The following is a 12,570-nucleotide window of genomic DNA, read 5'->3' on the forward strand; positions in this document are numbered from 1 at the left end:
CCATCCACTACATAAAGACACCCAACCCGCTGTACAACGCGCGCCCTGACTCACAGACCTTGCCCTTCATCCCGAGCGGTGCAGGCGACATTCGAACGGCCATGCTCGAATGGGGCTTACCGCTCGACGAAAACCCCACCGTCTTCAAGCACGCGTATCTAGCCCGTGCTTGAGCAGCTCCGCCTGAGCAAGCGCGATATGCGAGCGAAGGAAATCGCCCTAGGTCGCCGCCTCGTTCCCGCGCGCGCCTTCTGTGAACCCCCTACGACCGAAAGAGCCACAGCACAAGAGCGGGGAGACCGCCCGCCCAACCAATCGGAGCGCAATTAATCTCGAACCAAGTGCGGAAAGATAGGAGGCGCTCCCCCCGTCTTCGAATCATCCTCGCTCTTTCCGATAAAACACCGATAGCTGCCCTTGACGGCGAGGGTCCACTTGTCGCCGCCGACGTTTTCGACAGTCGGGACTCCGCTCGCTACAATGCGAATTCTCGCGTTGACTTCGGTTCCGAACATAGACCCCGACCAATCCATGTCCGCTACAAGACTGATTGCCTCCTTACCATTTACCGAGCGAATAAAGTTGGGATTTAGCTCGCTGAGACTAAAGGTTGTCGTTCCATCAAGTTCGGATCCCTGCGTGCGTATCCTCTCGGCAGTGCGCATTACGAAAAGGAAGAACTCTTCGTCATTCAGGTTGTCGTCAATCGCGGGATCGATGTCGAAGAATCGGCAGACCCTCTCCACCGCCTCAATGTATTCAAGCTGATGCGCCCAAATACCATCCTCGTCAATGCCTCCAAGAGTGGCAAAGATGGCGTCGGTAACTTCTTCGTCGGGGTTGGAGATGCCAAGCCTTTTGGTTTGGGAAAGCTGTGCGAGAAATCTAGCCCCTTTGAGGGCGACGCTCACCTTATTCCCAATGAGCTGAGGCGTGATGTTGATGATCCGCGTCCCAGTAGCACCGTCTTCTCGCGTTGCGAGGGGTATATTTATTTCAAATCGGACGGGAGCGTTCTTCTGAATCGCATTCGACCTGACAACATGCGCGCTTCCCTCGCTTGTCGTTCTGAGCTCCACGAACAGAGCCTGACTATTGCCCAGCTCCTCAGATGCGTAGAACCGAAGCATAGAGGGCCGGGGATTAATCTGCGGAATAATCTCAAGCCGCTGGAGCTCGCCCTCGTCCGCCCCGACTCCAGGAAGGTCGGAAATGTCAAGTTCTACATCTTCGGCGGACAATTCGGCAGGCATTCCGCGACGCACAAGGCTGTTATAAGCTTCGACACCCTTCTTCGATTTAAGGCGCATTGTGAACTTGAGCGGCGAATCAGCAAAGTCCGGATGGAGGGAATAGGCGATTATCGTGGTTTTCCCATCAGTGGTAACGGTGGCAACGAGGCGCTCGTCTACGACAGCCTCGTTGTAAATCCTCACCCCTTCGGAAGCCCGCTTGAGAGGATCCATGCCCTCTAGGGAGAGAACGCCTTTAAGAGTCTCCATTCCATCGTCGTAGAATGTCCTCCGCACGGCTGGACGCCTGATTAGTTTGTGCCTCATTTCACTTTCGCCGAAGAAATCTATTTCAACTCCCGAATGCTCGGCAAAGAGGCCGTCCAACGCGAGTTGCGCGTCAGGCGTTGGATCAGCAGAGCTCACCAGAATCCACCTATCTATACCAGGTCGTTTTTCGAGTACCGTTTCTAGGGAGCTCTTAATTTGCCTGACTTGCTTCTTTCCGAGCCCGTTAGGGAAGAATTTGAACTGGAACACAATGCTGGGGTTTACGAAGTCGCCCACATAGGCGTCGATGCCATCGTCACCCCCACTGCCATTGACGCGACGAAGTCCCCCGTACTCCTCTTTGAATAGCAGATAACAGAGGTCTTCCCAGCGAGCATCATCAAGGGACCGGAATTCCTTGTCGTCCTTAAGCGCAGTCAATGGGCAAGCGCCTCCCTTACCCCAGTATCTCCGACCCGAACTCTGCCAGCGTGAATGCGTTGGGCTCATCCAGCGCCTCACGATCGAACACCATGAAGTACTTGAACCTGTTGCCCGCCATGTCTGCCCAGCGCGTGCCCAAACGAAGCTTCCGGAGGGCATCTTCGCTCTTTAGGTGCTCGCCCTTGGTCTCAACAGCCATAAGCACTCCATCATCGCGCAGGGCAAGGAAGTCCGGATAGTGGTTGATAAACCCGTTGATGCTGAACTCACCTTTGCGGCGCTCAATCACTCGATGCCACCACACGATACGCTGGCTATTGGCAAGCAACTCCACCATTCTCCGCTCGAAGCCGTCAATCTTACCGTCCTCTGCCTCATACAGCGGCTTGTCGTAACTCGTAAGGGGGTTTGACTGTACAAACCCCTCCGGAAAGTGGTAGCCCGGGCGCAGTTCGATAGCCCCAGAAGAGAGCATCTTATCGAAGCGATCCTCGCAGAACTCGTCTGCAATCCCCCTGATTGCATCCATGATGGCACGCGCGGTGTTGGCAATGCTGTCGAAGCACGCCTCAACGGTCGGCTGATCCATGTCCTCAATGACACGAGCAGTGAAGGCGGAAATCTGAGCCTCTCCAAAGGTGTTCTTGAACTGGGGCGACATCATCTTGATCGCCATCGCCCGCAAGCTCTCGCGCTGCCCTTCGTCGCTCATCGTGGAGAAGAGCACGCGCATGCTCTTCCTGTCTCTTTCACTAAGCCAGCGAATCCGGTATTCATCCGAATCATCTGCGAGGTCAATAGAGCGAGCGTCAGAGAACGCCGTCGCATTGATGCTCACCCCATCGATGCCATATTTCGAAAGCTTGAAGTCCGCAAGCAGGTCCTCGCGGTCAAGCGGCTTCCAAACGTCATCGTCGGTGAAGAGTCCTCCGTCAACATGGATAAAGAACTGCGGAATCGAAATCGATTCGGCTGATTCCGCGACGCTTGCACGCATGTGGTACACGTTGGCACCTCCTCCTAAACCGCCGCCAAGCATCTCACCGGACTGCGAGCCGACCTCATGCTCAAAGCGCTCCTCGAGAGAGCCGGACTCATCCAAGATTTTGTCAATCGAAGGCATGTCTTCAACGGCTTCATGCCAGGAACCGCCCGCAGCGCTGCGCAGGTCTAACCCGTCGAGGTTGAGATCATCACGTACGCCTTCGTCCTCACTGCCGCTCTCAACATCCGATGCCGAAAAGTCAATCCGCCCCTGCCCTGTGGCGGAATCAACATCTGCTACCTCTACGTCCTCCTGTGAGAAGCCGACGCCGTTGAGACCGCGCACAACCTGTTCAAGCGTTGCGTCAAAATCCGCAGACGCCGTAAGCACATAGGCAATGTTGAGGCTGCGAGCTCCAGCGCGCGTAGCGTACGGCTGCCTCAACACACGACCCACGATCTGTTCAACGCTCACCTGCGAGCTCTTGTTGGCAACGGTAGCAAGCACGTAGGCGAAGGGGCAGTCCCAGCCCTCCGCAAGCGCCTCCACGGTAATGATGAAGCGGACGGGGCACTCCCTGCTCATGAGGTCGACTCCGCCGATCTCGTCGACGTCACCCGTACGCACGGCTATCTGCTCCTCGGGGATGCCGCCCTCAACGAGCTTTTGCTTGAGCTTCGCGTAGGTCTCGGCGCCCTCAACACCGCGTCGCTCTGCTTGGAAAAGTACGATGGGACGTATGTAGCGCCCGGTTCTCTTCTCGTCCTGCTCAGCGATGGCCTCAAGCCTTCGCTGAAGCATTACCGCATCGGTAATGGTCGTCCGCTTGTCAGGGCGTCGGTAGACCACCACGGGCAGCTTCACCATTTCCTCACGCTTGAGCTGGCGCGCTGTCGCCTGAGCGATAACGTTCGCGCCCTTGCCGGGCGTCGCTGTAAGCTCCAGTACGAAGCGCGGGTTGAGATTGCGCAGCATGTCGAGCGAGAGCTTTGATTTGGCATGGTGGCTCTCGTCCACAATCACGATTGGGTTCGTTCCGGCGAGCGCGGATATGAGCGCGGTGTCATCTGCGCCCTCCACATCCACAGACGTACCGGCGGCATGCTGCCACTCCGTGAGGCCGGCGAGCGAGGAGTTCTCCGCGTAGGCCCGCCTTCCATCTTTGTTCTTGAACGAGTCATATGAGAGCACGAAGAGCGTAAGCTGGTCGCCCACGGTCGCAGCGGAAAAGCCGCGCCCGCGCAGGCCGTCCTCCTTGTCGAGCACCTCCACACGTCCAGCGAAATCACGGTCGAGCCGCATGCGCAGAAAGTGCCCGGGATCCCGGAAGTTTCGCAACGTCTGCGCTAGAATCTCTCGGCGCGGTACGAGCCACACCACCACATCGTCGTGCGAGGGCAGTGCCTCGGAAAGCACATCAATGGCGCACGCGCCGATAAAGGTCTTTCCACCGCCCGTCGGCACCTTTACGCATACCTTCGGAGCGCCGCCGAGATCGTCGCTGTAGCGGGCGACGCCGTCCTTCCCCGGAGTGAGGCCAATGGCGTTCATGAAGTCGTCGTATGCGGTAGCGGCATCCCCCATCAGCGCGTAAGTATGGGTGAAGCGCCCAACCTCTTTGAGCACGTCCTTCTGGTACTGCTTGAGCTCCATGACTAGATCCTCGCTATCTGATCGGGCACGCGCTTGAAAACGATGCCCATCTCGTCCAGGCGCTCGGGCGCGATGGCGCACCGGTCGGCGTAGATCACGGTCGGCGAGCCCTTTCGAGGGAGTTCGCGCAGCAGATCGTAGGTGAGCGTCGTCTCCTCACCAGGATCGTAGGCAAGGTAGTAGACAGTCTGAGCATGCTCGCCAAGAAGATAGGGGTGCTCAGAGGTTAGATCCTCGTAGGGCTTGCGCGTCTCGGTCGCCCACACGTAACGCGCCAGGTCTGAGCGTGTTACTTTAGGATTCAACATCCCATCCCCCTGGAATAACGCAGAACCGAGCTTATGGTAAGAGAAACCGGAGTCAACTGGCTCGGTGGCGTTGGCGCCCTCACCATATCCCGTGATAACGCGGCGCACCCGTTCGGCGGTGACCTCGTCGGCGTAATCGCCCATTTCAATCAGAATGAAACTACGACTACCAGCATCCGAGCGGTTCTGCCTCAGCACTGCCTCTCCCGTCGTACCGGAGCCGGCAAAAGCGTCAAGTACTATCGAATTTCTATGTGTCGACATTCCGACAATTCTTGAAATCAATTCGGCTGGCTTGGGATTGTCGAAAGCTTTCCCATCAAGCTCGGGAAATATTGACGCAAGCTCATCGGTCGCATTTTGATTGCTGCCTGCGACATCATTTGGCCACCAATTTGTCGCACACTGCCCCTCGTCCACTCGCTCGCTCTTATAGTACTTCTTGCGAGGAGACCCCGCTTTGCCACCGCGCGACCTGGGAAAATAAATTCGCTTATCTTCAAGAAGGTTCTCAAAGGTGTCTCTACCGCCGAGCCAAACCTCGTTGAACGTGGTGCCATCTGGCGCCACAATTTCATAGGCTGTGCCACCCTGCCCCGTAGCGGCCTTCCAAGGCTTTGACGCCCAATCTCCACGCGGATCGTTATCTGGATTTGAAAACTTGCCAGTGACTTCCACTTTACCGTAGCTCTCGGATCCCATAAGTTGTTTGAGAGCCCTTTTAGACTTTGAGTAGCACAGGATGTACTCTGCAACCAACCCAATTAACTTAGTCTTATCGTTGGGCTGATTATGCCGCCGACGCCAGTGAATGCATCCCTGAAAGTTATCAGCGCCGAAGATCTCATCACATGCACTCTTCAAATTTGCCTGTTCATTATCGTCAATGCTGATGAATATAAGACCGGTGGATGACAGCATTCTCCTCAGCAGCTGAAGCCTTGGGTACATCATGCACAGCCACTTGTCGTGACGGGAGAAGTCCTCGCCCTCCTTACCGACAACTTGTCCAAGCCACTTCCTTATGCGCGGGTCGTTCACGTTGTCGTTGTAGACCCAGCCCTCGTTGCCGGTGTTGTACGGTGGATCGATGTAGATGCAGTCGACCCTGCCCTCGTATTCGGGCAGCAGCGCCTTCAGCGCCTCGAGATTATCTCCGTGGATGATCATGTTCCCGCAGTCCGAGCCACGACTGTCGAGCACGCCCTTCTCAGGCACGCGTTCAAGCACGCGATATGGGACGTCACGGTGGTGATTTACCACCTTCTCCTTGCCCATCCAGTTGAGAGTCGGCATATGCGCACATCCAATCAAATTAGCAGCTTAAGCGAATCACACCATGAACATTTTGTATTATCGCACGGCACATAGACTCGGACTATGACGCCGCCAACCACCACTGCCTTGTAGTCAAAGCCTGAACGCTATCGTCCATTCTTAAAAACAGCGCTGCGCATTCTCAACAAGACGCCTCGCTTCCGAAAAAACCCTTCCGTCAATTTGCCTAGCCGCGTTAATTCGTCCTAATGTTGGGGCGATTTCACTCCTATCGCCCGAGAGCGTCTCCTTTAGTCCGGTGATTACGGCCTCACCCAAATGATTCGGAATGTTTAACTCGCCCTGCTGATCTATCGCAACTCCCGTGACAAGCTTAAACTGATTTTTTCCGAAGTATCCGGTCTTTTCCCATTTGACCCTATGTCCATACGCCCTTAGGGATTTGGCAACTTGTTTCATGAGGTTTCTTGGATTCGAAATTGGCGATTCACTTGAAATGGTTAGGTCATCAACATAGAGGCTGAATTTACAGCCGTAGCGATCTGCGATAGAGGCAATCTCGTGAAACATAGACCGATAGGAGAAGTATGCGATTAATTGGCTGCATGGGCTGCCAGTTGGATTAACGGTCTTACCCTCTGCGTTTCTCACAGTTGTCAAATCAGCCAACAAAGATGCCACATCAGGAGAGCAGAGAAGGTCATCGCGAAAAAAGCGGTAAACGGCGTCTCTTGTGCAGTTCTCATAAAATGAGGAAATATCCGACAATACAAAATAACGACTACCCGCATGATGCTTGGCGTTGTCAATGTGGCAGCGGCCTTTAACCCCGGAATAAACCCAAGAAGGAACTTCGATTCGATGAAGTCGAGACTTGATTACCTTTTGAACCGACTTCAGCTCGTCGGCTGGAGCGTAAATAACCCTCAATCCGCCAGAGGCCTTTTGCTCGGCATGAACTCGATATTGTATCCATTCGCTACGCCGTTGGAGTTGATGAAGATCAAGCAGCAGGCATCTTGCAAGAGCTTTTTTGCTCCTGCACTTATAGAACATGCACTGATTGAGGGGAATTGAAGGTCTCATTCTTCCACCTAAAATGAATCGATAAGCTTTGCCATGAGCTTAGAAATAAACTCTTGGCCCCCTTCGTGGAACTCCGCACGATCATACTCTTCGGAAAAACGCAATAGAGATGAGGGGCGCATTCCAAAAATCTCAGCATAGTGATTAACGATCTCAAGCGACGGCTCCTTCTTACCTTTCTCTATTTCAGATAGATAACTGCTTGAAATGCCAAGTAAAGAGCTCATCTCCCGTGCAGAATAACCGTAAATCCCCCTTAACCGCCTAAGCGTCTCGCCAATCATGCACGCCCTCCATATCAGATAGTCCCATTTGGGACGATACTTCAAGTTCGGGTGGATTTCCCGCACCGCTAGTTTTCAAACAAGTCCCTGGCCTCAATTAAGACCTTAAGAACCATGCCTAGAAACTCGACGAACTTGAAAAGCGCTCGAAAAACAACGAGCTTCATCTTCTTGTTCGTCACTCGCACCCGCTGGTGCGAGGCGGAACGTTTGCCTCCAGACGGCGGTAACAAAAACGTCATTGCGACACCTCCTTTCCCGTTGCACATGCAACGTCCCAAAGAAAGGAGAGGTGCATCTGAGAGGCATCCACCCGTCTTGTGCGCCCGCGCTTCCCAGCGCGGGCGCCCCCGTGTACCGAGGTAAAATAGGACTCAGCAAGCTGCGTCCCACGGCAGCAATTGCTTGCCACCCAAGTCTGGGATAGGACCTCCGAGCGTTGCTCGGTGTTACCGTGATCAGAGTATAGCACAAAAGTTTGCTAATAGAGAAGAAAATTCGCTATTAGCAAACTTCACAGTTCCCACAGCACATCACTCCGAGTCCAAAACGCGTACTAATATTCACTGCGTGAGCACGCATCAGTTGCCCGATGCGTCTCGCCATGGCTGAAATCAGCTTTGCCTTATTGAATCAAAATCAACTAGTTCTAGTTGGCTAACGAACATCTCAAGATATGATGCGACTTGCTCGCCGTTCACAAAATGCATCCTATCTTGCGTAAAGCTCCCTGATTTGTTTTTTGGATATCGTAGGCTTATCCCGTTGTTGTCTACGGACGCCATTGCGGCAACGAAGTTGCCCATGTTTTTAATTACTCTCCTATCCTCACGATTCCTCTGCCTAGGAAATCTCGACACGAGAGAATTCCAGAGCTCCTTAAGTCCGTGAATCTTTTTCGGCTCGAAGCCACATTTTCGAATTGCCCTCTTAATTGATAGCTCCATGCAATGTCTTGCCAGGTAAAGAACTGGTAATGCATAGGAATGCATATAGAATACGTACACCCCGGGTTTGTCAGCCGCCTTTCTGCCAGCTCTGGCAAGTTCCATGGCAGCATTAAGAAAAGAATTGATGAACTCTTCCTCGAACCGTTCCCCCTTAAACTCGGCCTTCGCGAATGCAGATATGTCAAGAAGTGTAAAGTCGCGCATCGTAGGATCATCAAGCCCGTTCATCTGAGGCTTCATAACGTCCGCATCGTTGTACTTCGGAAACGTATGCTCTTTAAACACGCCATTCATCTGTAGAGGCCTTCTGCAAACGTGTTTTTCGCTCTAACATAACTTAATCAATATGTCTTCAACCCACTCGGGGCAACAAATCCATTGCTACAACCCTGCAACTTGCTATGCCTTTCCATACGCATTACAACAATCACGAGCCTCATCCAACCTACCGCAGGCAACGCTAGCCCAAGCCGTAAAGTAATGACAGACAATGATCGGCACACGCGCTCATCGCCCTCAAGGAGCTCTCATGGCACTTATTTGCTGCGTCCGCGGCAACGATATCGAAACCATCCATTACTTTGTATCTGACGACCTCATGAATGAATGCATGGAGAGCGAGGTGCTCTTCAGCCTACCCTATCTCCCCGACGAAAAAGCGAAGACCTGTCTTTGCAACGAATGCGGACGCATCATCTTCTTTGACGACGGCGGCCTGCACGTAACGCGATATATGTGTCCCGCCGAATATCCTGAACGATGGAGCTCCCACGACGCAGCTCAAGCTCAACAAATCATCCAGCAAACACAGGGACGAAGAAGCGACCGCCGACCAATTTGCACGATATTGGCTATTCGACGGAGGCAAACGCGAATATCGGGGCGTGACCCGTGCGCGCGATATCGAAATGAAGGCATGTCGGAGAGGGCGCGAACCCTGCGTTGTCGCGCAGGAGCTACATCGAAAACGAATGCTCAAACGCAATTACTGCAATGAGATCATTTTCGATGTGCACATTCCGTTCCAAAGAACAACTTGATAATTTGGTGCCTGACACCAGATTATCAGTCCCCCACCAACAGCACGTCATCCCTAGTGCTTGCAAGCTCATGCAGGCCATCGGTGAACCCGCTCACGCTGAAAAGCACAAATATGTCCGTTCGGCCGTCCCGCTCCCACGGCACACGTGCCACCTTGTTCTCAAGATCGCGCAGGACGTTGGCACCCGCCGGATCCTTCCAGAACTTGCACTCACCCCATACGGCACACTTCTCGGCGGCACTCAAGCCGACAACATCGATCTCGTCGCCGCCCGACCACCAGCGGCCGACGCGCTCGGGCACGAATCCCAACACCCCGGAATCGGCCATGTCCCATAGTCGCTCCCGACAAACACCCTCGTACACGAACGCAACGTGACTATCGATGAAATGCTCACGGATGCGTCGCTCGACCGCAGCTGTTCGCCCAGTTTCCAGGTAACTCAGATTGGGCAGCACGAACTTGAACCAGAACTGGAGGAAGTTGTCCTTGATGTTGTACAGGCTCTTCTTGCTCTTACCAGGGTTACTCTCCGTTACCGGCACTTCACGCTCCAAAACATCCAGGTCGATGAGCGTCTTGAGATACTTGTTCAGGCTCGTCTGCTTCATGCCGAATGCGCGCGATATCTCACTCGGCCGGCGCGCGCCGCCCGCGATCGCGCGGATGAGCGCAAAGTACGTGCCCACATCGGGGACTTCACGGCTCAACAGGAAGTTCGGCTCGTCATAGAGAAACCCGTTGCGGTCGAGCACGTTCTCAGAAATCGCCGCGAAGACATCATCTTGGTCTTCGAACAGCTCGATGTACTTGGGCACCCCACCGGTCACGGCATAGCGTTCCACAAGCTCGCGCATCGTGTGCCCCGGAAGGAACTCTCGGTAATGCGAAAATGTGATCTGCCCCATCCGGATCTGCGCCGTCCGACGCCCGTACAACGGGCTTTCCTCGGACAACACCTGATCTTTCATGAGCGAGATGAGCGACCCGCAGAGGATGAGCATGACGTTTGCATCTTTGAGCATCGTGTCCCAAATGCGCTGGAATATCGAGGGGTAGGCCGGGTTTGCCTTGCCGAGATACTGAAACTCGTCGATAACGATCACCGCGCGCTCGCGCGTCGCATCGTGCGTGCGGACAAGCTCTCGGAAGATGTCTTCCCAACGCTTGATGTGAGCAGAACGCAACAAGTCGCTCCCTAAGAAATCCGCCGCAAGTGCTTGGAAGCTCTCGAGGTTTTGGAGCTCGGGCTCCTCCGTCGCGAGGTAGTACAGTGCAAGCTTGTCCTGAATGAAACGCGAGATGAGCTCAGTCTTTCCCACACGGCGCCTGCCATAAACCACCACGAAGGAAGCTTCCCTCCGGGCGTATTCGCGCTCAAGGGTCTGTAGTTCACGTTCTCGATCTACAAAGGCGCGCATTGTTGCCTCCCGTCACAATGAATCAATTTCACATAGATTATTCTATCTAGAATTATTCTATTCAGAATAATCTTTGGTATCAAGAGGATTCCCGCGAGTCTCTCATGTCGCCACATCACTATGGCGTGCCTTCACCGCGCCCCCTAGCTCAGCAACCCCTCTCTATCCAGCACGCCGTATGTTATGATCCACCCACGCGCAATCGACCATTCCTCTTTTGCGTTCATAAGCTTCATGAGGTTCTCGAGCGCGCGAGTATCGCGCGTAAGCCGCGGGTCAGTGGGTTCGACGGCGGTGACGTACCACTCGAGCATGTCGTAATAACTCCGCGAGCTCTTCGGCCATAGGGTATGTGTATACTGATTACAGTTCTTTGCCGGTTAGGAGCCGGTGGCCGTTATGGTCAACCGCGCTAGCGGAGCGTCAGTCAGGCGGTCTGATGGGGCGCGGGGTGCGAGCACGTGCTGTTCGCACCCTTTTCATTGAGGACCGCGGCGAGCCATTCTACCTCCCTGCGGTCAACGTTCCTCATATACCAAGGCGCCATATAGCTCAGCTTGCCCGCACGACTGGCCTCTAATATCTTTTTAATCACGGGTGGTGAATATATCTTCTCAGCCCGGAAGTTCTTAAGCTGAGAGGCGGGCATTATCACGCATATGAGCCCGTGTCGACCACGTCTTCTTCCGAGAACATACAATCGTTCAAATCCGTCACCCCAACCGGGCGGAAAGCAATATACATGCTGATTGGCACGGAAATACTTTACTCCGTGGCGTATAACCTTACTCTCCCCATAGGGGTTTTCATCAACCACGTTCGCCACCACGCCCCAAAAACAGTAGGGCAAATCATACTTTTTCTCGTGCGACATAAAGCTTCATCTTCCTCGTTGCTCGGTCTTCTATCACCCCGTGCAACTCTTTGCCATATTGTTGTATAAGTGTGCACACGCGCCGAAGCTCATCCTCTGTGCTTGGCTCAAAAGGAAGATGGCCCTCCTTGGTATTTGTGAAATCAACACGGGGGCAGCCATCCACATCTGTGAAAGCGCGCAACTTAACAAGACATCGATCGTTCTTATCCTCGAACTTGGCGGCACAATTAGCAAGTGCGCCGGCAAAAGCATGATAGCCTTGAAGGTAATACCAGATCTTCGCCGGCTTGAGCTCAATCTCGTCGACGAACTGGACGAATCGCTCGTCTTTCAGCAAGAACGGAATGCCTTTTTGGAGAAATGCCTTCTCGCTTGAATAATCCGGAATAAGCAACGCGCGCTTCTGCCGCTCCCTATACTCCTCTTCAAACCAGCTCATATACAGCTGCGACAGCAACGCGGTAGAAAGTGGGAACTTCGCCGTGCCGTAAACCACAGCGTCCGTTCCGCAATATGGACACAGAGCCGTGTCATCACCGTCCTCCTCATGCATCCACTCGGAGATCTCATCCGCTCGAAACCGACTCCCACAGTGGAAACAACCACACTGGCGAGCGTGACGCTTACCAAGAACTGTCCTGTTATACGCCGTAAGACGATTGAACGCATCCTTGTCTTCATAGTGCAGGTATGGGACGAGAACCGACGGCTTGTCGGGAACGATATGAGGCTCTTTCATC

The 12,570-nt window shown here is 53.9% G+C and carries 9 protein-coding genes; 1 reads left to right on the forward strand and 8 read right to left on the reverse strand.

Annotation, left to right across the window (positions count from 1 at the left end; translation table 11 throughout):
* Nucleotides 1-326 precede the first annotated feature (326 nt).
* The 6 genes from BN423_RS04395 to BN423_RS04425 form a co-directional block, all read right to left on the reverse strand.
* A complete protein-coding gene (locus BN423_RS04395) occupies nt 327-1,943 on the reverse strand; it encodes a restriction endonuclease (protein WP_019239053.1) in 1,617 nt (538 codons plus the stop codon).
* Nucleotides 1,944-1,959: 16 nt separating this feature from the next.
* Nucleotides 1,960-4,584: a DEAD/DEAH box helicase gene (locus tag BN423_RS04400; RefSeq protein ID WP_019239054.1), complete on the reverse strand. Its 2,625-nt coding sequence runs from the start codon at nt 4,582-4,584 to the stop codon at nt 1,960-1,962.
* Nucleotides 4,585-4,586: 2 nt separating this feature from the next.
* Complete coding sequence (locus tag BN423_RS04405; RefSeq protein ID WP_019239055.1) at nt 4,587-6,188, reverse strand: site-specific DNA-methyltransferase; 1,602 nt, start codon at nt 6,186-6,188, stop codon at nt 4,587-4,589.
* Between the two features lie 141 nt (nt 6,189-6,329).
* Nucleotides 6,330-7,256, reverse strand: a complete 927-nt coding sequence (locus BN423_RS11185; RefSeq protein WP_081588349.1) for a reverse transcriptase family protein — start codon at nt 7,254-7,256, stop codon at nt 6,330-6,332.
* 8 nt (nt 7,257-7,264) lie between these two features.
* The gene (locus BN423_RS04415) at nt 7,265-7,540 is read right to left on the reverse strand and encodes a helix-turn-helix domain-containing protein (protein ID WP_019239057.1); all 276 of its coding nucleotides are present in this window, start codon (nt 7,538-7,540) and stop codon (nt 7,265-7,267) included.
* Between the two features lie 614 nt (nt 7,541-8,154).
* Nucleotides 8,155-8,784 (reverse strand): HEPN domain-containing protein, encoded by a 630-nt coding sequence (locus BN423_RS04425; protein WP_019239059.1) that lies wholly within the window; start codon nt 8,782-8,784, stop codon nt 8,155-8,157.
* A gap of 235 nt (nt 8,785-9,019) precedes the next feature.
* Between BN423_RS04425 and BN423_RS11560 the strand changes: the two genes are divergently transcribed.
* On the forward strand, nt 9,020-9,487 hold the full coding sequence (locus BN423_RS11560; RefSeq protein ID WP_154820270.1) for a hypothetical protein: 468 nt from the start codon (nt 9,020-9,022) through the stop codon (nt 9,485-9,487).
* 68 nt (nt 9,488-9,555) lie between these two features.
* On the opposite strand, the gene BN423_RS04430 is transcribed toward BN423_RS11560, so the two are convergent.
* Together BN423_RS04430 and BN423_RS04445 are read right to left on the reverse strand one after the other, a co-directional pair.
* Nucleotides 9,556-10,953 (reverse strand): ATP-binding protein, encoded by a 1,398-nt coding sequence (locus BN423_RS04430; RefSeq protein WP_019239060.1) that lies wholly within the window; start codon nt 10,951-10,953, stop codon nt 9,556-9,558.
* Between the two features lie 851 nt (nt 10,954-11,804).
* Nucleotides 11,805-12,569 (reverse strand): hypothetical protein, encoded by a 765-nt coding sequence (locus BN423_RS04445; protein WP_019239063.1) that lies wholly within the window; start codon nt 12,567-12,569, stop codon nt 11,805-11,807.
* Between the last annotated feature and the right edge of the window lies 1 nt (nt 12,570).

It is taken from the genome of Enorma timonensis (assembly GCF_000321165.1).
GTDB lineage: Bacteria > Actinomycetota > Coriobacteriia > Coriobacteriales > Coriobacteriaceae > Enorma.

Excerpts from the sequence above, each read along its gene's own strand:
- BN423_RS04430 (WP_019239060.1), bottom strand. The coding sequence starts at position 10,953 with ATGCGCGCCTTTGTAGATCGAGAACGTGAACTACAGACCCTTGAGCGC.
- BN423_RS04425 (WP_019239059.1), bottom strand. The coding sequence starts at position 8,784 with ATGAATGGCGTGTTTAAAGAGCATACGTTTCCGAAGTACAACGATGCG.
- BN423_RS11560 (WP_154820270.1), top strand. The coding sequence starts at position 9,020 with ATGGCACTTATTTGCTGCGTCCGCGGCAACGATATCGAAACCATCCAT.
- BN423_RS11185 (WP_081588349.1), bottom strand. The coding sequence starts at position 7,256 with ATGAGACCTTCAATTCCCCTCAATCAGTGCATGTTCTATAAGTGCAGG.
- BN423_RS04445 (WP_019239063.1), bottom strand. The coding sequence starts at position 12,569 with ATGAAAGAGCCTCATATCGTTCCCGACAAGCCGTCGGTTCTCGTCCCA.
- BN423_RS04405 (WP_019239055.1), bottom strand. The coding sequence starts at position 6,188 with ATGCCGACTCTCAACTGGATGGGCAAGGAGAAGGTGGTAAATCACCAC.
- BN423_RS04400 (WP_019239054.1), bottom strand. The coding sequence starts at position 4,584 with ATGGAGCTCAAGCAGTACCAGAAGGACGTGCTCAAAGAGGTTGGGCGC.
- BN423_RS04415 (WP_019239057.1), bottom strand. The coding sequence starts at position 7,540 with ATGATTGGCGAGACGCTTAGGCGGTTAAGGGGGATTTACGGTTATTCT.